Origin of the sequence: Marinobacter sp. (assembly GCF_033722735.1) — a bacterium.
Taxonomy (GTDB): domain Bacteria; phylum Pseudomonadota; class Gammaproteobacteria; order Pseudomonadales; family Oleiphilaceae; genus Marinobacter.
The window spans coordinates 99,991-119,929 of record NZ_JAWVYN010000013.1; the positions used below are offsets into that span (position 1 = coordinate 99,991).

19 protein-coding genes and 1 pseudogene are annotated in these 19,939 nt (G+C 62.5%); 5 read left to right on the plus strand and 15 right to left on the minus strand.

Going from position 1 to position 19,939, the window contains the following annotated elements:
- Positions 1-86: 86 nt before the first annotated feature.
- Both R3175_RS11395 and R3175_RS11400 read left to right on the plus strand, forming a co-directional pair.
- On the plus strand, positions 87-1,418 hold the full coding sequence (locus R3175_RS11395) for a flagellar hook-length control protein FliK (RefSeq protein WP_318944396.1): 1,332 nt from the start codon (positions 87-89) through the stop codon (positions 1,416-1,418).
- Positions 1,415-1,723 carry an EscU/YscU/HrcU family type III secretion system export apparatus switch protein gene (locus R3175_RS11400; protein ID WP_318944397.1) on the plus strand — a complete coding sequence of 103 codons (309 nt, stop codon included), beginning with the start codon at positions 1,415-1,417 and terminating at the stop codon, positions 1,721-1,723. Before R3175_RS11395 ends, R3175_RS11400 begins: the two co-directional genes overlap by 4 nt.
- Before the next feature lie 5 nt (positions 1,724-1,728).
- Here the strand turns inward: R3175_RS11400 and R3175_RS11405 are convergent, their stop codons facing one another.
- From R3175_RS11405 to flhA, 14 genes are all read right to left on the minus strand, one after another.
- Positions 1,729-2,121, minus strand: coding sequence for a DUF2802 domain-containing protein (locus tag R3175_RS11405; RefSeq protein ID WP_318944398.1), 393 nt, complete (start codon positions 2,119-2,121; stop codon positions 1,729-1,731).
- A gap of 67 nt (positions 2,122-2,188) precedes the next feature.
- Positions 2,189-2,677 carry a chemotaxis protein CheW gene (locus R3175_RS11410; protein WP_318944399.1) on the minus strand — a complete coding sequence of 163 codons (489 nt, stop codon included), beginning with the start codon at positions 2,675-2,677 and terminating at the stop codon, positions 2,189-2,191.
- Between the two features lie 171 nt (positions 2,678-2,848).
- Positions 2,849-3,673, minus strand: a complete 825-nt coding sequence (locus R3175_RS11415) for a chemotaxis protein CheW (protein WP_318944400.1) — start codon at positions 3,671-3,673, stop codon at positions 2,849-2,851.
- A gap of 48 nt (positions 3,674-3,721) precedes the next feature.
- Positions 3,722-4,513 carry a ParA family protein gene (locus R3175_RS11420; RefSeq protein ID WP_318944401.1) on the minus strand — a complete coding sequence of 264 codons (792 nt, stop codon included), beginning with the start codon at positions 4,511-4,513 and terminating at the stop codon, positions 3,722-3,724.
- Positions 4,514-4,648: 135 nt separating this feature from the next.
- On the minus strand, positions 4,649-5,431 hold the full coding sequence (gene motD / locus R3175_RS11425) for a flagellar motor protein MotD (protein WP_318944402.1): 783 nt from the start codon (positions 5,429-5,431) through the stop codon (positions 4,649-4,651).
- 39 nt (positions 5,432-5,470) lie between these two features.
- The gene (locus R3175_RS11430; protein ID WP_318944403.1) at positions 5,471-6,211 is read right to left on the minus strand and encodes a flagellar motor protein; all 741 of its coding nucleotides are present in this window, start codon (positions 6,209-6,211) and stop codon (positions 5,471-5,473) included.
- Entirely contained in the window at positions 6,211-7,326 is a 1,116-nt protein-coding gene (locus tag R3175_RS11435) for a chemotaxis response regulator protein-glutamate methylesterase (protein WP_318944404.1), read from the minus strand. Before R3175_RS11435 ends, R3175_RS11430 begins: the two co-directional genes overlap by 1 nt.
- Before the next feature lie 51 nt (positions 7,327-7,377).
- Entirely contained in the window at positions 7,378-9,477 is a 2,100-nt protein-coding gene (locus tag R3175_RS11440) for a chemotaxis protein CheA (RefSeq protein ID WP_318944405.1), read from the minus strand.
- Positions 9,478-9,490: 13 nt separating this feature from the next.
- A complete protein-coding gene (locus R3175_RS11445; protein ID WP_318944406.1) occupies positions 9,491-10,276 on the minus strand; it encodes a protein phosphatase CheZ in 786 nt (261 codons plus the stop codon).
- Between the two features lie 21 nt (positions 10,277-10,297).
- Positions 10,298-10,681 (minus strand): chemotaxis response regulator CheY, encoded by a 384-nt coding sequence (gene cheY, locus R3175_RS11450; RefSeq protein ID WP_318944407.1) that lies wholly within the window; start codon positions 10,679-10,681, stop codon positions 10,298-10,300.
- Positions 10,682-10,852: 171 nt separating this feature from the next.
- Positions 10,853-11,599: an RNA polymerase sigma factor FliA gene (locus R3175_RS11455; RefSeq protein ID WP_318944408.1), complete on the minus strand. Its 747-nt coding sequence runs from the start codon at positions 11,597-11,599 to the stop codon at positions 10,853-10,855.
- Between the two features lie 29 nt (positions 11,600-11,628).
- The gene (locus R3175_RS11460; RefSeq protein ID WP_318944409.1) at positions 11,629-12,441 is read right to left on the minus strand and encodes a MinD/ParA family protein; all 813 of its coding nucleotides are present in this window, start codon (positions 12,439-12,441) and stop codon (positions 11,629-11,631) included.
- Positions 12,442-12,548: 107 nt separating this feature from the next.
- On the minus strand, positions 12,549-13,817 hold the full coding sequence (gene flhF, locus R3175_RS11465; RefSeq protein WP_318944410.1) for a flagellar biosynthesis protein FlhF: 1,269 nt from the start codon (positions 13,815-13,817) through the stop codon (positions 12,549-12,551).
- 59 nt (positions 13,818-13,876) lie between these two features.
- Positions 13,877-16,048: a flagellar biosynthesis protein FlhA gene (gene flhA, locus R3175_RS11470; protein WP_318944411.1), complete on the minus strand. Its 2,172-nt coding sequence runs from the start codon at positions 16,046-16,048 to the stop codon at positions 13,877-13,879.
- Positions 16,049-16,289: 241 nt separating this feature from the next.
- Here flhA and upp point away from each other — a divergent pair, with 241 nt between their 5' ends.
- From upp to R3175_RS11485, 3 genes are read left to right on the plus strand one after another with little or no spacing between them, the layout of a single operon-like run.
- Positions 16,290-16,928 carry a uracil phosphoribosyltransferase gene (gene upp, locus R3175_RS11475; protein ID WP_318944412.1) on the plus strand — a complete coding sequence of 213 codons (639 nt, stop codon included), beginning with the start codon at positions 16,290-16,292 and terminating at the stop codon, positions 16,926-16,928.
- A 2-nt stretch (positions 16,929-16,930) separates the two neighbouring features.
- Positions 16,931-18,187 carry a uracil-xanthine permease family protein gene (locus R3175_RS11480; protein WP_318944413.1) on the plus strand — a complete coding sequence of 419 codons (1,257 nt, stop codon included), beginning with the start codon at positions 16,931-16,933 and terminating at the stop codon, positions 18,185-18,187.
- Complete coding sequence (locus R3175_RS11485; RefSeq protein ID WP_318944414.1) at positions 18,168-19,022, plus strand: class I SAM-dependent methyltransferase; 855 nt, start codon at positions 18,168-18,170, stop codon at positions 19,020-19,022. The genes R3175_RS11480 and R3175_RS11485 overlap by 20 nt, the downstream gene beginning before the upstream one ends.
- Positions 19,023-19,027: 5 nt before the next feature.
- On the opposite strand, the pseudogene R3175_RS11490 reads toward R3175_RS11485, so the two are convergent.
- Positions 19,028-19,300: pseudogene (locus R3175_RS11490) on the minus strand (EscU/YscU/HrcU family type III secretion system export apparatus switch protein); the annotation flags it as partial.
- Between the last annotated feature and the right edge of the window lie 639 nt (positions 19,301-19,939).

The window sequence follows — 19,939 nt, forward strand, 5'->3', positions numbered from 1 at the left end:
GCTTTAGGAAGTTCACCACTTCCAGCGCGCGGTATTATACCCAAAGCGGGGTCAGATTGCCCTTGTCCGGCCACAATTAGGTTCCCATGAAGCTACCCAACGGCACACCGCCCTCTCCCCCCCCGCCAGCGGCGTCGGGCGGGACCCCCAAGGCACCGACTCCCAGCCCAGAGCACAGCGCGATCGACAGTCTCGCCAGTGCCAGGGTTCAGCTCGACCAGTTGAAGTTGGCGGCCCGGTCCACGGCGTTGGCGCGGGTCTCCGAGATCGTGCGGCAATCCCAGAGCAAGGTGGAACAGTTGGTGCTGGAAATCCGCGGCAAGTCCCTGGCGGTCAATACCGCCATCGGGGATACCAAGCTGGAGGTGGGAGACCTGGTCAAGGTCATGCGGGCCGGCAACGAGTTGCGACTGCTCGGCAAGCTGGCACCGACGCCCCAGGCCCAGATTGCCCAGGCCCTGGCCCAGCGTTTGCCCTGGCAGCACCGGGTGGATACCGGTCTGGCCCAGCTGATGTCGACCCTGTCCGGTTCGCCAAGCGCCTCGCCGGTTGCTCCCAAGGGAGCCGAGCTGCCGCCGGACGCCCAGAAGTCCATTGCGCAACTGATTGCCCGATTGCCCACGCAAGGTTCCCTGGCCCGCGCTCCTGAAGGCGCGGAGGGCGCCGGGCAGATCCGGCAGTGGCTGGCGGACAGCGGCCTGTTCAGCGAAGCCCGGCTCGCGCAAACCGTCAATCCGACCACCCCCGACCTCAAACTGGCCCTGGGTCGCATCGTTGCCGCGCTGCTGGCGAGCCGCGGCGATGACAGCGTCCAGCAGCTCAACCGCCTGACACCGATAACCAGTCCGGACCTGGTCCAGGCACCACTGCAGTTCCCCACGACCCTCCAGCCTCCCACCTCGGGCAAGGCCGACGGCATCACCGTCGGCCAGATGTTGCGGGTACTGGCGGGCATGCTGAACCGGGTGTCGGTCAATCAGCTTCACAGTCAGGCCCTGTCTGGCCGCGGCCCGACTGAGGGGACGGCACCGACCACAACCTGGTTGATGGAATTGCCCTGGCTCAATGCACACGCCGAGCCCCGCCTCGCCCAACTGCGCCTCGAGCATTACGAGGAACGCGAGGACAACGGCCCCGCCACCCGCAGACAGGTCGCCGAATGGCGCTTCACCCTAGCCATGGAACTGGATGAGCTGGGGCCTTTGTATTTTGAGGTTTCGCTGCGCCAGCACCAGGTATCGGCCCGGGTCTGGGCGGAACGGCAGCGTACGCTGACCCAGGTGAAGGAAGAACTCGGCACCCTGCAACGGGGGCTGAGCGACCTCGGTCTGGAAGTGGTGGACCTGGAGTGCCGCAGGGGGCAACCCGGCGCGGCGAAAACCCAACTTGAGCATCGACTGGTAGACACTAAGGCATGACCGATTCCAATTCCACCGGCACCGGGCGCCAGCGGGGCAACGCCGCCGTTGCCCTCAAGTACGATGGTCAGCGGGCGCCGACCATTGCCGCCACCGGCACCGAGGAACTGGCGGAAGAAATCATCCGGATTGCCCAGGAACACGGGGTTCCACTTTACGAAAATGCCGAACTGGCAGGGATACTCAGCCGGCTGGAACTGAATGACGAGATTCCCGAGACCCTTTACCGAGTGATAGCCGAAATCCTGGCGTTTGCCTTCAACCTGCAGGGCAGGACGCCGGATGACGTGAGCCCGAGGTCGTAACGGTCTCAGGCCGCACTTTTCCGGCGCAAGGCCGACACCAGCTCCGCCTCAGGCCGGGAGATGCCACAGGTATTCATCAGGTCGTCAACGTCCGCCCCCAACTCCACCAGGCGGGACGCCTCGTCGTAGGAGATTCTCAGGGGATCGTTCTGTCGCATCTCATCCAGCAGGCCCCGCATTTCGTGCAGCTGCCGCTCGCACGCGACGACCCGATGGCCGACCCCCATACTGCCGCTACCGGTGGCGTGGAGCTCACGGCCGAGACTGTCGCAGCGGGACTTGAGCTGAGCCCGCAAGGTACGAATCTGGCGCTGGGTGACGACCGACTGCACCAGCATGACGGCCAGCACAGCAGCGGTCAGTAGCCAGGGAGCAAGTGTGGTCCAGGATGCCGGCATAGGTATATCCTCCGTTGAGCGATGTCCCCGAGGCGGCCGTCTCCCGCTCCCAAGCCCTTACGGGCGGCTAGAGCGCGGCGATTTCGGCCCACTCGTGATCGGACAGCATTTTCTCGAACTCCACCAGGATGATGAGTTCGCCGTTCTTGTTGCAGACACCCTGGATAAACTTGGCGCTTTCCTCGTTACCCACGTTGGGTGCCGTCTCAATTTCACTGGCTTTCAGGTACACCACCTCTGCCACCGAATCCACCAGGATGCCCATCACCTGGTTGGCGGATTCCATCACCACGATGCGCGTGGCGTCGGTGACTTCTGCCTCGGCCAGGCCAAAACGGCGCCGGGTATCGATCACCGTGACCACATTGCCGCGCAGGTTGATGATGCCCAGGACGTAGTCCGGGGCTCCGGGTACCGGGGCGATCTCGGTGTAACGCAACACTTCCTGGATCTGCATGACGTCGATACCGTAGGTTTCGTCGTCCAGCCGGAACGTGACGTACTGGAGTACCTGATCGTCCTGGGCCTGATTCTGTTGTCCACTCTGGGAAGCCATGTATTCGTCTCCTCCACCGGCCGCCCGTGGTGGGCAACCCGATCGTCAAAAATTCATCGTCAGTGCCCAATACTATAGTTAAGGGCACAAACCGTGCCAGTATCACACGGTGTCATTGAGTAACAGCCGGACGGAGGCGGTGTTTCGATGCCCCGCCCGGCCCTGCCAACACTACTCCAGGCTCAGGTGGTGTTCCCGCTCGGCGCGGACCAGTAGCCGGGCCATGGTGCTTACGTCGATCAGCGCGCACATGTGGCTGACCACCGTCCCCGCCAGCCAGGGACGCTTGCTGCGCGAGGTTCGCCAGCGCACCTGATCCGGATCCAGGGTAAAGGACTGGGCCACGTCATCGCAGGCCAACGCCCATTCGCTGTTATCCAGCCGGATGACAAAGCGGTAGTGATCCCGGGCCCCCGCTGGCACGCGCCCGGCCATGATCCACTCCGCCGTGTCCACCACCCGGAGATTCTGGGTTCGCTCCGGCAGGATGCCCATGTACCATCTGGGGCTGCCGGGCATGGCTTTCACATCTTCTTCCAGGCGATGAATCGCCCCCAACAGGATCAGCGGCACCGCCAGCTGCAGGCCGGCCACCCGGAAGAGCAGGCATTCGAAGGGCCGCTCGGACCATTCCGGCCGGGCGTCCGGCTCGCCCTGCTCCGGACGCTTCGACGGGACAGTCTGAATCTCCGGAGCCGGGGCTGGCGGAGCCACCGGTATTTCGCGCGCCGCAGGCTCTGCCAGCGCTGATGGCGTCGCGTCGGCGACGTCGGTTTGTGGCGCGGCCGCGACAGGAGCGGGGGCGGGCTCTGGCGAGACCTCCACTGCCGGCTCCACCACCTGGTCAGCCGGTGGTGGCTCCGCCGTCCGCTCGGCCGCCCCCGAGTCCTGCTCCTGGTCCTTTGCCGCATCCGTGGCGGTGTGCAGCAGCTCGTCCAGGTAGCTGGCCAGGGCGTAATCGGGATCCGCCAGTCCAGTTTTCCGGCCTGAGGTCATGTCACGGTTCCTCACGGCCACGGCACCGCTGTGTCAAATTCCCGACGATCATCTGGGGGTACCCCGGGATCCGGTTCGGGCCAGCAGGTCATCGAGCAGGTGACGATAGGCCCGAACACCATGGGTTTCGGTATCCAGTGCCGAAGGCACCAGCCCCGCCTGACTGGCATCGCGGAACTTGGTGTCCACCGGAATGGCATAACGCCACAGGCGATCGGTATAGGTCTTGCGCAGGAGGTTCAGGCTCTTGACCGAGGCCTGGGTCCGGCGGTCGAACAGTGTGGGGACGATGGTGTAGTCGAGCTGGTTCTTCTGGGACCGCATCACCATTTCCAGGGTATGCAGCATGCGCTCCAACCCCTTGATCGCCAGGAACTCCGTCTGCACCGGGATTACCAGATGCTGGGTTGCGGCCAGGGCATTGACCATCAACACCCCCAGGGTCGGGGTGTTGTCCAGCAGGACAAAGTCGAAGTCGTCCCACAACTGGGCCAGGGCCCGGGATACGATCAACCCCATCCCCTCAACCCCCACCATTCTCCGTTCCAGCGTCGCCAGGGCGGTGCTCGCCGGTAACAGCGACAGCCCCGGACAACTGGTCTCGGTGACCAGCTGCGCCGGCAGCCCCTCGGGCACCTTGCCCTGGTGCTGGAACAGGTCGAATACGCTGTGGGCGAGGCCATCGGGATCATGCCCGAACCAGCTGGTCAGTGAGCCGTGGGGGTCCAGGTCCACCACCAGTACCCGCTTGCCACGCTCCGCCAGCAAGCCGCCCAGCGCCACCACCGACGTCGTTTTTCCGACGCCCCCTTTTTGATTGGCTACCGCCCAAATTCGCACTATGGAAACTCCAGAATCTATACCTGTGTTATCGGCCAGACCGGCTATTACTTAACGGCAAAGTCTTGCCAACCAAAATCACATTGACCCAGGGATACACGAAGCGTGCCAATATTCGTCCGCAGCGAACCGGTGCTAACGCATGGCTCCGCGAATACTGGCATCGCGGGAAATCAGCAAGACCACGCGGCGATTGCGTTTACGGCCTTCCTCGGTGTCATTGCGGGCAACGGGCTGATGGGCCCCGTACCCGACGGCGGCCATGCGCGCTGGGGCGATCCCCTCCATGGCGAGCATGCGCACCACCGCCGAAGCACGGGCGGTGGACAGCTCCCAGTTGGAGGGGTAGGCGGCGTTTCCAATCGGGAGATTGTCGGTAAAGCCTTCCACCCGGATGGCATTGTCCGTGTCGCGCAGGACGCCGGCGATCTTCTCCACCACCGGGAAGGCGTCGTAGTGGGGCTCGGCGTCGCCACTGCTGAACAACAGGCTGTTTCGCAGGCTCAGCTCCAGCCATTCATCGCTGGTTTCCATGGTCACCACCCCCTGCTGGATGAGCTCGTCGAACTCCAGGGCCAGTTGCTGCGACATGGCCCGCAGTGAGGCGGTCCGGGCCCGTGCACCGTCCTGCTGATGGCTGGGGGCTGCAGTCACCGGCGGCGGGATCACCGCCTGACCATCGGCGGGAATGGCGGACTGGGTCTGCTCCCCCACTTCAATCGGATCAAGCGACCGCTGGGGCGCGTTAAACACCCCCGTCAGGGTATCCGAGAGCACTTTGTACTTCCCCTCGTTGACCGAGGAAACCGAGTACATCACCACAAAGAAGCCAAACAGCAGCGTAATGAAGTCCGCGTAGGACACCAGCCAGCGCTCTTTGTTGTGGGAATCCTCTTCGGTGTGTCGCAGCCGTTTCATAGCGAGTCAGCCCAATCACGCCTTCGGCGGGTAAGGAATTCAGGACAGGAAACCGCGCAGGCGCAGTTCGATGGAGCGGGGATTCTCCCCGTCGGCAATCGCCACGATGCCGTCGATCATCATGTCCTCGTAGCGGGACCGTTCCCGGGCGATTCCCCGCAGCTTGTTGGCCACCGGGAAAAACAGCAGGTTGGCCAGGGCAACCCCGTAGATGGTTGCCACAAAGGCCGTGGCGATGCCGCTGCCCAGAGTTTCCGGGTCTTCCAGGTTGGTCATGACCTGAATCAGGCCCATGACCGCCCCGATAATACCAATCGTGGGGGAATAGCCCCCCATCGCCTCGAACACCTTGGCGGAATCCAGATCCCGCTGCTCCCGGGACTCCAGTTCCACTTCCAGGATGCTGCGGATGGATTCGGTCTCGGAGCCATCCACCAGCAACTGCAGCCCCTTGCGGGCGAACCGCTCCGGTTCCCGCTCTGCCAGCCCCTCCAGGCCCAGCAGCCCCTGCTTGCGGGCCTTGACGCTCCAGTCGATGACCTTGCCGATGCCATCCTCCATGCCAATGTACGGCGGCAGGAACACCCAACGGGCCTGAACAAAGGACCGTTTCAGGATCGGCCAGGAGGTTTGCAGGATGGTAGCCGCCAGGGTACCGCCGATCACGATCAACGCCGCCGGGCCGTTGAACAGGGAGCTCAGCGCTCCCCCCTCGAGCAGGTTGCCACCGAGTATGGCTACAAAGGCCAGGATGACTCCGAGCAGACTGAGGATATCCATCAGCGGACGCCCTCGACCAACCGCGGGCCAAACTCCTCCAGCGACAGCACCTCGTCACTGAGGCCGGCTTTGGCCACGACCATCGGCATGCCATAGATCACCGAGGACTGTTCATCCTGGGACCAGACCACCGAGCCGGTCTGCTTCATCATCCGGCAGCCCTCCTTGCCGTCCGCCCCCATGCCCGTGAGGATGATGCCCAGCGTTTTACCCGGAAAACTGCGGGCCAGTGAACCGAACGTCACATCGACACAGGGTTTGTAGTGCAACCGTTCATCCCCCGGCAGGATACGCACCCGCCCCTGGCCGCCACGGTTCTCGATCATCATCTGCTTGCCGCCGGGCGCCAGAAGCGCCACGCCCGGCTTGAGCAGGTCACCATCCTCCGCCTGACGCACCTCAACCCGACACAGCTTGTTGAGGCGATCGGCGAAGGCCGGGGTAAAGCTGGCCGGCATGTGCTGGATCAATACGATCGGCGCCTTGAAGTCTGCCGGCAGGGCCGTGAGCACCCGCTGCAGGGCGATTGGCCCCCCTGTGGAGGTGCCTATAGCGACCACGCTGTAACTCTGGGGCGCAGCGCGCTTACCGGCGGTGGACCTGGCCGGCGCGGGAGCCACCGGCTTCTGTGGACGCGGGGCCGGTGCCGGTCGCGCTGTAGTCCGGGTGGCGGGACGGGGGGACGGCGGTACTGTCGGCGCAGGAGTGGCACCGGGTCGGCTGCGGGCCACGTCCAGGATCCGGTCCTTCAGTATCTGTTGCAGCTGACTGCTGTCCCTGGCGATCTCCTCGAAGTTCTTGGGCAGGAAATCCACTGCTCCGGCATCGAGCGCATCCAGAGTCACCCGGGCGCCCTCGTAAGTCAGGGAAGAGAACATGAGAACCGGTGTCGGCCGGCACTTCATGATTTCGCGCACGGCGGAAATGCCATCCATGACCGGCATTTCGTAGTCCATGGTAATCACGTCGGGCTTGAGTTTCTCCGCCAGCTCGACCCCTTCGCGGCCGTTGGTGGCGACGCCAACCACCTGGATGTTGTCTGAGGCATTGAGGATCTCGGTCAGCCGCTTGCGAAAAAAGCCCGAATCATCCACGACCAGAACAGAAACCGTCATTCACTCCTCCAGCACATACAGTCCATTCTCAGGTTCGTCATAGCCTGTCCGTTAGCCATAGTGCTGAAGCAGACTTGGCACGTCGATGATCAGGGCGATGCGACCATCGCCGGTGATGGTCGCGCCGGCCATACCCGGCGTCCCCTGCAGCGCGCGTCCCAAGGGCTTGATGACTACTTCTTCCTGGCCAATCAGCTGATCGACCACAAAGCCTACCCGCTTGGTCCCCATGGCCACTATCACCACGTGGGCATTGCTGGGCTCCCGTTCAACCGGGGCGCTCTTGACCAGCCAGCGTTTGATGTGGAACAGCGGGAAGACCTTGTCCCGCACGACGATGCATTCTCGCCCGTCCACCACGTTGGTTTTACTCAGATCCAGATGGAAAATCTCCACCACATTGACCAACGGCAGGGCAAAGGACTGATCGCCCAGCATGATCATCAGCGTGGGCATGATTGCCAGGGTCAACGGCACCTTGATGATGATGCGGGAACCCTTGCCGAGCTCGGATTCGATGTTGATCATGCCATTGAGCTGGCCAATCTTGGTTTTGACCACGTCCATGCCCACCCCTCGGCCGGACACGTCGGAAATCTGGTCCTTAGTGGAGAAACCGGCCGCGAAGATCAGGTTGTAGCATTCGTTGTCGGTGAGCCGGTCGGCGGCGTCCTGGTCATACACCCCTTTCTCGACCGCTTTTTGACGCAACTTCTCCGGGTCCATCCCCGCGCCGTCGTCTTCGATGGCCAACAGGATATGGTCCCCCTCCTGTTCGGCCGACAGGGTGACCCGCCCCACCCGGGGCTTGCCCGCCTTTTCGCGGACGTCGGGGGGTTCTATGCCGTGGTCCACCGAGTTCCGAACCAGGTGCACCAACGGGTCCGACAGGGCTTCCACCAGGTTCTTGTCCAGGTCGGTGTCTTCGCCGTGCATCTCCAGGTTGATCTCTTTCTTGAGATTGCGGGCCAGGTCCCGCACCACTCGGGGGAAACGGCCAAACACCTTTTTGATCGGCTGCATCCGCGTCTGCATCACCGCCGACTGCAGATCCGTGGTGACAACATCCAGATTGGACACCGCCTTGTGCATCTGCTCGTCTTCACTCTCGGCCCCCAGACGCTGGAGTCGATTGCGCACCAGCACCAGTTCCCCGACCATGTTCATGATGTCGTCCAGACGCTTGGTGTCCACCCGCACCGTAGTTTCCGCAGCCGGGGCCGGCGTACTGGCAGCGGGCGTGGGCTCTGTGGCCGGTTTGGCTGGGGACGGTTTGGCCGCAGGCTTGGGCTCCGGAACGGGCCCTGGCCCCGACTCGGGTTTGTTTGCCCGGTCGTCGGCGGGCCCCTCTTGGGCAGCTCCCGCAGAGGTCGGCCCACTGCCCTTGCCATGCAGGTCATCCAGCAGCTTCTCGAACTCGTCGTCGCTGATCAGGTCGCTGCCCGAGGTCTCGCCGGCGGCCTGCTCGTCCGGTTGATCACCGGTATTGCCGTTTGCCGGGGCTCCGGAAAATTGCCCCTGGCCGTGCAATTCGTCGAGCAGCGCCTCGAATTCATCGTCGGTGATCTCGTCACCACCGGTCTGCTCGCCGTCGCCACCTTCAGCGGGAGCCTCCGGTTTGGCCGCAGGTTCAGCCTGACCGTCGTCCAGGGCATCCAGCAGCTGTTCGAACTCTTCGTCGGTGATATCGCCACCGGGCTCGCCCTCAGACGCAGGCTCCGCCGGTGCCTGGGAGGCAGTCGCCGACGACGCAGCGGCTTCGGCCGGTTCCGCCAGCTGGTCGAGCGCCTGGATCAGCTCCGCGGGTGCGGGCGTGGGCTCTTCCCGGTTGCGCACCTGGGCGAACATCGCATTGACGTTGTCCAGCGCCTGCAGCACGACATCCATCAATTCCGCGTCCACCCCCCGTTTATGATTACGGAGGTTGTCGAAGACGTTTTCGGCGGAATGGCAGCAATTCACCAAGGCCTCCAACTGCAGGAAGCCGGCCCCGCCCTTGACGGTATGAAAGCCGCGGAAGATGGCATTGAGCAAATCACTGTCGTCCGGATGCTGCTCAAGCTCCACCAGCTGTTCGGAGAGCTGATCGAGAATCTCGCCCGCTTCTACCAGAAAGTCCTGCAGGATTTCTTCATCGGCATCAAAGGCCATGCGTTCCCCTTATCTAGAACCCGAGACTGGACAGCAGGTCATCCACATCGTCCTGTCCCGATACGACATCCGATCGCTCCGCCGCCTTGATCTGCGGGCCTTGCCCTTTCTCCGGTGACTCTTCCGGCTCGGAGATTTCGTGGACGGTACCGGTAATCTGATCGACGTGACTGGCCATGACCACTAGATTGAGCAGGTGGTCTTCCACTTCTTTCACCAGTTGGGTCACCTTCTGGATGACCTGGCCGGTGAGATCCTGGTAATCCTGCGCCAACAGGATTTCGGACAAACTGCCATAAATGGTGTCCGACTCCTCGGTGAGATTGACCAGGAACCGATCGATTCGTCCGTACAGCTCGCGGAATTCCGCCGGCTCCATTTCCCGGCGTCTCAGACGGAGCCAGTCATCACGCAGGTCGCGAGCCTCTTCCTTGACGGCCTGGGTCCGCGGCATGGTGTCTTCCACCAGATCCATGGTGCGGTTGGCCGCCTTGCTGGTCATCTGGACCACATACTCCAGGCGGTCGGACGCGTCTGTCATTTTCGACAGCGCCTCCTGCTGCTCGGAATTGCGAGGGTCAATCTGAAAATTGCGAATGGCTTCGTGCAGACTCCGGGTGAGTCGGCCCACCTCCCGGTATAGGCTCTGGTCCCGGACGTCGTTCAAGTCGTTGATCACACTCATCGCGCGGGCGTAGTTCCCGGCGGTGACCTGATCCATCAATTCCGCTGCCTGTGACCGCAGTTTTTCGATCGCTTCCGGGTCGAGGCCTTTTTGGTCATCATTGTTCTTGCTCATGGGAGCTCTTCCGACCCGTTGTCACTGAATTCGTTCGAAAATTTTCTCAATCTTTTCCTTGAGCACCGCCGCGGTGAACGGTTTGACTACGTAACCGTTAACCCCTGCCTGGGCGGCCGCGATGATCTGCTCCCGCTTCGCCTCCGCGGTCACCATCAGCACCGGCAACGACTTGAGGTTTTCATCGGCACGGACTTCCTTGAGCAGCTCCATACCACTCATACCCGGCATGTTCCAGTCGGTCACCAGGAAATCGTACTTACCACTCTTGAGCATGGGCAGTGCGGTGTTACCGTCATCCGCCTCATCCGTGTTGGTAAACCCCAGATCTCGCAGCAGGTTCTTGATGATCCTGCGCATTGTGGAGAAATCATCCACAATCAGGATTTTCATGTTTTTGTCCAAAGGGACCTCCAGTTAATCGCATGCGGCAATCTTGCATTCAGGGTCCGTGTGCCGGATCCCCGAGTCGAATTCTAGCAAGTCAGCCATCAGTACAGCGCCTATTGTGTGGGCTTTGCGTACCGTGTAAAGCGCCTGTTACCAAATGCTACACAGTTCCAGCCGGATTCCCGGCTACAAGCCACTGTCTGCAGATTGCCAACCGGACAGGCGAGCCCGCAATCGCATGGCGGCCTGGCTGTGTATCTGACTGACCCGGCTTTCGCTCACTTCCAGCACGGCACCGATCTCCTTCAGGTTCAGCTCTTCCTGATAGTAGAGACTGAGCACCAGTTTTTCCCGCTCAGGCAACTCTTCGATTGCCTCGGCCAGGCTGCGTCGAAACGCATTGGACGTGATATCGGCGAGCGGATTATCAGAGCCATCTGTTTCTTCTATCGGCACCTCGCCGGATTCATTGAGTTCATCAAGGCTAAAAAGTCGGCCGCCGTTGGCGTCGCTGAGGCAGGCGTGGTATTCGGCGAGGGTCATCTCCAGCTCTTCAGCCACCTCGGCGTCCTGAGCCTCCCGCCCGAGACGGTCTTCCACCGTCTTGATGGCCTGGGACACCCGCCGGGCGTTGCGGTGTACCGATCGCGGCACCCAGTCACCCTTGCGGATCTCATCGACAATGGCGCCCCGGATCCGGATGCCGGCGTAGGTTTCAAAGGAGGCGCCCTTGTTGGACCGATACTTCTGCGCTGCCTCCAGCAGGCCAATCATCCCGGCCTGCATCAGGTCATCAAGCTGCACCGACTCCGGCAGCCGCGCCATCAGGTGCAGGGCGATCTTCTTGACCAGGGGGGCATGGGTTTCAACGAGCTGTTGGGCCTGCCCTGCGCCGGTCCGTTGGTATATCCCGAGTTTCTTCGCCAATGTCATGTAACCAGCTTACCGTTGCGGGATGGAACTCAGACCTCGACCAGCCGTTCGACAAAGAATTCCAAGTGGCCTCGCGGAGAGGAAGGCAGCGGCCAGTTGTCCACCTGCTCCGCCAGCGCCTTGATGGCCAGTGAGGCCTTGGCACGGGGATAGGCGTCCAGCACCGCGCGCTGCCTCTGCACGGCCTTTTTGACGGCTTCATCAAACGGCACCATCCCTACATATTGTAGCGCCACATCAAGGAAGCGTTCAGTGACCCGGGACAGTTTATTGAACAGGTGACGTCCCTCCTGTTCGGTACGAACCTGATTGGCCAGGATGCGGAAGCGGTTGACGCCATAATCCCGATTCATCAGCTTGATCAGGGCGTAGGCATCGGTGATGGAGGTGGGCTCGTCACAGACCACCAGCAACAACTCCTGGGAGGCCCGCAGGAAGCTGACCACCGATTCCGAAATGCCGGCGGCGGTGTCAACGATCAGCACGTCGATCTGGTCGCCCAGTTCACTGAAGGCATTGATCAGTCCGGCGTGTTCCATCGGAGACAGCTGGGTCATCTTCTGGGTGCCGGATGACGCCGGTACGATCTTGATCCCGCCCGGGCCGTCCACCAGTACGTCACGCAGGTCACATTCGCCGTTGAGCACATCGAACAGGTTGCGGTTGGCGGTAATACCCAGCAACACATCAATGTTGGCCAGGCCCAGATCGGCGTCCAGCAACACCACCCGGCGGCCCTTCTGGGCTAGTGCGATGGCGAGGTTTACCGAGACATTACTCTTGCCAACCCCGCCCTTGCCGCCGGATATCGCAATTACTTGAACCGGATGTGCTCTGCTCATACTGAATCTTGTCTCTTGCCTTTTCTGCTACCACGGTCTGGGGTCCGGGTAGGCCGTTGTTGTTGGTGGCCAGCGTCCGAAGCGGGCTGAAATGTGTTAACCGGGCATCACGCCCCTTGTGCCACACTGCGCTCCTGCTGTGTCTTGAGCCGCTCGACCCCCTGGCGTACCAGTTGCACCGCATCAGCGTGATGCAGGTCATCGGGAATCTTCTGGCCATCGGTATAGTATGCCACGGCCAGCCCGGTCTCCATCGCAAATCCGAGGCACTCACCCAGGGTTAGCGCTTCATCGAGCTTGGTCATCACGCACCCTGTAAGATTTGCCATCTTATAGGAATGCCAGACCGATTTCATGATGCGCGGCTGACTGGTGGCCGAGACCACCAGGTGCGAGAGGATCTCGTGTCTGCTTTGCGCCAGTTCCGAGAGCTGTTCCTCATACCCCCTGTCCGTGTGAGTCAGCCCGGCGGTATCCACCAGCACCAGATGCCGGTCCGACAGCTCATCAAGGATGCTGTCCAGCGAATGGCTGTCATCCACCACCCGCACTGGCACATTGAGAATGCGACCGAAGACAAACAGCTGTTCGTGGGCGGCAACCCGGAACCGGTCTGTGGTCACCAGCGCCAGCGAGTCCGCGCCGTGCCGCAGCACATACTGGGCGGCGAGCTTGCCAATGGTGGTGGTCTTGCCGGAACCGGTGGGCCCCACCAGCGCGTAGATCCCGCCCTGGTCCAGCCATTCGCTGCGAGCCGTCCTGATGCCGGCGGCCAGGGTCTTCAGCGCCTGTTTCCAGCCATCCTCCAGACGCCCGCCACCATGGCTCCGGGACAGCGCCCCCGCCAAGTCATACCCCAGGCCATAGTCCTGGAGACGCTCGACCAGACGCTGCTGCACCGCGTTGGCGGCGGGCTCAACGCTGGTCGCGGCAGTCCGGCCACTGACCATCTCCCGCAGCGAGGCGATCTCGGCCCGCATCTGTGCCAGTTCGTCCTGGGTACCGCGCGCCGGCGCCGGCCGGTTGTCGGACCTGGTCAGGGGTTCCGGCTCAGCCGCGGGCTGGCACTGGGCGCCGCTCTGGGCCCGCTGCTCCCGCACCTGGGCAATCCGGGAACGGGAGCGGCCCAGTTCATCCTCCAGCCTGCGATGCTGCTCGGCCTGCAGTTCCGCCAGACGGGAGCCGTTGGTGGCCTCCAGGGCCGACTCCCCCAGCCGCTGGCGGGCGACGTTCTCGTCATAATCCAGCGCCGTCACGATCTCAACGCCGTCGTCCACCCGTCGGTTGGAGAGAATCACGGCATCCGGCCCCATCTGATCCCGGACGCACTTGAGCGCTTCAGCCATGGTTGGCGCAAAGAACCGTTTTACCTTCATGATTCATCCTCCTGCGGTGACCGTCGAAAAACCGTCACCGGATCTCGGGTTTCCGTGGCTTACTGGCCAACGGACGCCACAATCGTAATCTGCTTGTTGTCCGGTATTTCCTGGTAGGAGAGCACGTGCAGCCGCTCCACCCCATAACTGGCAAACCGCGCCAACACCGGCCGCAAGGGCCCGGAAACCAGCAGGATGGCGGGTTTGCCCAGCATTTCCTGACGCTGGACGCTGTCCTGCAGTGAACGCTGCAGCTTCTCCACCATGCTCGGCTCCAACACCAGCCCGATGTCATCCCCGCCGCCGGTTTGCTGACTCTGTTGTAGTGACTTTAGCAATAACTGTTCCAGGTCTGGATCCAGGGTAATAACGGGGATCTCCGCCTCGTTGCCGCATATGCTCTGGACAATCATCCGGCGCAGGGCCTGACGGGCCGCGGTGGTCAGCACCTTCGGATCCTGACTGCGCGGATGGACATTGACGATGGCCTCGGCGATCGAACGCATGTCGCGGATCGGCACCTCTTCCTGCAACAGGCTCTGCAGCACCTTCAGCAGGATGCTCAGGGACACGGTGTTGGGCACCAGTTCCTCCGCCAGCTTCGGTGAGATCTTCTCCAGCTGCTCCAGCCACTTCTGGACTTCTTCATGGCCCAGCAGCTCGTGGGCATGCTTCTGCAGCACCTGGTTCAGGTGGGTGGCCACCACGGTGCTGGCATCAACCACCGTATAGCCAAGGGTCTGGGCCTGGTCTTTCTTGCTTTCCTCGATCCACACCGCATCCAGACCAAATGCCGGGTCCTTGCCTTCAACCCCCTCCACCTTGCCAAAGACCTGACCGGGATCGATGGCCAGCTCCCGGTCCGGGTGGATCTCCGCCTCGGCGATGGTGACCCCCATCAGGGTGATGCGATAGACATTCGGCATCAGATCGAGGTTGTCGCGGATATGGACTGAGGGCATCAGGAAGCCCAGGTCCTGGGACAGCTTCTTGCGAACCCCCTTTATGCGGGTGAGCAGCTGGCCGCCCTGGGATTTGTCCACCAGCGGAATCAACCGATAGCCCACCTCCAGGCCCACGATGTCCACCGTGGCGACATCGTCCCAGCCCAGTTCCCGGGTCTCTGCCGGCGCCGGCAGCCCGGCCTCCGGGGCCGGCCCGCCGGGAGGCGCCTCGGGACCACCGGGACGGGGCGCGGGTGCGCCACCGGCCCGGGGTGGGAAGGCACCGCCCTCCTCCACCGTCTGCCGCTCCCGCTGCCAGATGAAATAGGCCAGAGCGGCGGCAATCACCCCCAACCCGAGAAACGCCACATGGGGCATACCGGGGATCAGGCCCAGAATGATCAGGATACCCGAGGCGATGGCCAGGGCCTTGGGTGCGCTGAACATCTGCCGCAGGATCTGGCCGCCCATGTCCTGGGACGCGGTCACCCGGGTCACCATGATGGCGGCGGAGGTGGACAGCAGCAGTGACGGGATCTGCGCCACCAGACCGTCGCCAATGGTGAGCAGGGCGTAGTTCTGCATGGCGGTGGTGAAGTCCAGGTCATGCTGCAGCATCCCGATGGCCACACCGCCGATGATGTTGATGAACAGGATCAGCAGACCGGCGATGGCGTCACCCTTGACGAACTTGCTGGCACCGTCCATGGAGCCGTAGAAATCCGCCTCCTGGGCAATCTCGGAGCGCCGGGCCTTGGCCTCCTCCTGATTGATCAGGCCGGCGTTGAGATCGGCGTCAATGGCCATCTGCTTACCGGGCATGGCGTCCAGGGTGAAGCGCGCACTGACCTCGGACACCCGGCCGGCACCCTTGGTCACCACCAGGAAGTTGATGATCATCAAAATGGCGAACACCACCAGGCCGACGGCGTAGTTGCCGCCGATCAGCACCGCCCCGAAGGACTCGATCACCTTACCCGCAGCGTCCCCACCCTCATGACCATTAAGCAGGACGATCCGGGTGGACGCCACGTTCAGCGCCAACCGCAGCAGGGTCGCCACCAGCAGTACCGTGGGGAAGGAGGCAAACTCCATTGGCCTCAGGGCGTAGACACACACCAGCAAAATCACGATGGACAGGGTGATGTTGAAGGTAAAGAACACGTCCAGCATGAAGGTGGGCATGGGCAGGATCATCATGCCCAGCAGCCCCATGAGCAGGATGGGGATGCCCAGACTTCCGTGCGTCAGGGATTTGACGTTATTGAGGACTAGAGCTCGATCCATTGGTGGTTGCTACCCCGTATTCCCCCGCCCGGCGGACGGTGTCGGTCGACAATTTGACGCTTTCGCATCACGCACCGGGAATATCGCAATATCCGTACCACTCCTTACATGACGCCGGCCCGCCGCGCCTGACGCCTTGGGCGATATACGTTATCCTTGCTCCAACTTTTTTGGGGTACGTGCCAGGACCCAGACCCGGCACAGCCCCCAACCTCCGATCCGTTATAGACACAGGTGAGCCATGCCCATCCATGAGGTAAAACACCCGCTTATTCGCCACAAACTCGGCCTGATGCGCCGGGCTGATATCAGTACCAAAAATTTCCGCGAGCTGGCTCAGGAAGTCTCCGCGCTGCTGACCTACGAGGCCACCCAGGACTTCACCCTGTCCGAGGAGACCATCGAGGGCTGGGCCGGCCCAGTCACCGTGGAGCGGATCTCCGGCAAGAAGGTCACCATTGTGCCCATCCTGCGGGCCGGTCTGGGCATGATGGACGGGGTATTGAGCCTGATTCCCGGCGCCCGGGTCAGCGTGGTGGGCCAGGTCCGCAACGAGGAGACGCTGGAAGCCAGCACCTACCTGGAGAAACTGGTGGGCGAACTGGACCAGCGCCTGGCCATCATCATCGACCCCATGCTGGCGACCGGCGGCTCGCTGATGTCCACCATCGACCTGCTGAAGAAAGCCGGCAGTACCGAGATCCGCGCGCTGGTGCTGGTGGCGGCGCCAGAAGGCGTAGAGAAGGTGCTGGAGGCCCATCCCGATGTCACCATCTATACGGCCTCTATTGACCAGTGCCTGAACGAGAAAGGGTATATCCTGCCGGGACTCGGTGATGCCGGCGACAAGATCTTCGGCACCAAACAGAAGGACAGCTGAGCATGCCCGACAGCGTAACCCAATCCTCCTGGCGACAGGCCCTGGCCGGCTCCCAGATGCTGCTGGTGGCCTTCGGCGCGCTGGTGCTGATGCCGTTGATCACCGGTCTGGATCCCAACGTGGCCCTGTTCACCGCCGGGCTCGGCACCCTGCTGTTCCACATTGTGACCGGCGGACAGATCCCCATCTTCCTGGCCTCCTCCTTCGCCTTCATTGCCCCCATCCTGGCGGCGAAGACCCGCTTCGGGCTGGCGGAGACCCTGGGGGGCCTGGTGGCCGCCGGCGTTCTGTACATGATTTTGAGCGGCCTGGTCCGCCTGCGGGGCACCGGGTTCATCCATCGGCTGCTGCCACCGGTGGTGATCGGCCCCGTCATCATGGTGATTGGCCTGAGCCTGGCGCCGGTGGCGGTGCACATGGCGTCCGGGCGCGCCGGCGACGGCAGTGCGGTGCTGGTGCCCTATGACACCGCCATCCTGATTGCCATGGCTTCACTGGCGGTCACCATCGTCGCCGCCGTCTGGGCCCAAGGTATCTTCCGGCTGATCCCGATCATGTTCGGCGTCATCACCGGTTATGTCCTCTCGGCGTTCGCCGGCATCATCGACTACAGCACCATTGTCGAGGCCCCCTGGTTCGCCGTCCCCGACTTTGTGGCGCCGGCCTTCAGCTGGTCCGCCATCCTGTTCATGGTGCCGGTGGCCATTGCCCCGGCCATCGAGCACATCGGCGACATTCTCGCCATCGGCAACGTCACCGGCCGCAACTACCTGCAAAAGCCCGGCCTGCACCGCACCCTGCTCGGTGACGGCGTGGCCACCAGCTCGGCCGCGTTGCTGGGGGGACCGCCCAACACCACCTATTCGGAAGTCACCGGGGCGGTGATGCTGACCCGGAACTTCAACCCCAGAATCATGATCTGGGCTGCCCTGATTGCGATTGTCCTGGCGTTCGTCGGCAAGTTCGGCGCCGCCCTGCAGTCAATACCGGTACCGGTGATGGGCGGCATCCTGTGCCTGCTGTTCGGCTCCATTGCCGTAGTAGGCCTCAATACCCTGATCCGCCATCAGGTGGATTTGTCGGAAGCACGTAATCTGGTCATTGTCGGGGTCACGCTGGTGTTCGGCATCGGCGGCATGGTCCTCGGCCAGATGGAAGGCATCGCGCTGTGCGCGGTGGTGGCCATCGCGCTGAACCTGATTCTGCCCGGCGACAGGGAAGCCTGGGGAAAAGCCATCTATGAACACCAAACCGACTGACAGCTCCGGCATCAGTTTCACCGCCCTGTACACCGGTGCCGTCTGGCACCGGAACGGGCTCTCCGACGAAAGCCTGTCCACAATCCAGGGCCATTGGCTCTACAGCCTGATGAGCCCCTTCGAAGCCGCCAGCAAGACCGTTGCCGGCGGCAACTTGAGAACCTTCCTGCTCCAGCGTCACCTGATCATCGACCACCTGATCGAGGAAGCGGTCACCCAGCGGGGAGTCACCCAGGTGCTGGAGATCGCCTGCGGACTGTCCCCCCGGGGCATCCGCCTGCGCCAGCGCTTTCCCACCCTGCACATGGTGGAAGCCGACCTGCCGGACATGGCCGCCCGCAAGGCCGCCAAGCTGGCCCAGGGTGGGTACCTGAGTCCGCAGCATCAGGTCACGCCTATCGACATCCTGGCAGACGAGGGGGAACAGACGCTAGAAGCAGTGGTCGAGCGGGTGTTTGACGAGGGCGGCCCCATCGTGGTGGTCACCGAGGGCCTGAGTAACTATTTCACCCTGGAGGTCATCGGCGGCTTCTGGCAGCGGCTCGCCGCCATCCTGGCCAAGCGCCCTGGCTCGGTTTACCTGACCGACAGCTACCTGTTACCGACCCAGCCGGTGATCCGCGGCGGCATCAATGTGCTTCGCCGGATGCTGGGCGGGATGACCCACAGTCAGGTCACCATTCACTTCGACAGCGACGCCGAGGCCCAGCGTCACCTGGCGGCGCTCGGTTTTGCTGAGGTTAAGGTGCACAACCCGAGACATTACTACGGACGGCTGCCCATTCCAGAGAGTCGCAACGATCCGTTGGTGCGAATCATCGAGTCCCGAACCTAGGGGGCCTAAACATCCCGCCGCAGGTCACTGGGGATGGGGAAATCCGGCATGCCCGGCTTGGGCCCCTGGCCACGGCGGAACTGCCGCAGCTGGAACAGGTAGGCCAGTACCTGGGCCACCGCCATGTAGAGGCCATCGGGAATCTCGCCGCCAATCTCGGTGTTGTGGTACACCGCCCGGGTCAGCGGTGGTGTCCGCAATACTTCCACCCGGTGTTCCCGGGCAATTTCCATGATCTTGAAAGCAATCTCGTCCGCACCCTTGGCCACCACGATGGGCCTTACTCCATTCTTTCGCGATTTCTATCAAGGGCACAGATAATACGATAATCCCACCCCAAAACTTCAGCATCCAACAGTCCGCAAACGCACCAGCGAACATCAACAGAAGCTCCCAACGAGTCTTGATGAATTCCGTAGGATTCTGTTGGTGGGTCCAGGTCGGCCCAGCTGTATGCACTGGGCCACGCCCATTCATTCGCTCCTGAAAAATACGGGCGGCATTGGGGCTCACGTTGACGTAGCTTCCCCAAGACAAACGCTCCAGAAAGTCCCCGGCCTCGACCACTTTCACGAACCTGTTGGTTGCTTTCGGTGCCGGTTGTTCCGGAATCGCATTCCCCCGGTAAAAGCTGTTGGCGTAGGAGGAATTGGGCGTGTTCGTGGCAGATTGTCCGGCCCTCAATCTCACGACTCGGCTCCGACCTCACTGACAAACGAACCCTGCGCCAGGTTCGGCACACTCTTCTCCATCCGATCCTCCAGGCTGCTCCAGGGCCTGAATTCAAACAATAAGTGCAGCACCGCTCGTTTGTAGTGCTCCGGAATATTCACCCCAGAACACCTCTGCCGGTGTCCGATACCCCAGCCGTTTCCTGGGGCGATTATTGAGCTCATCGACGACTCGATTCAGTGCTC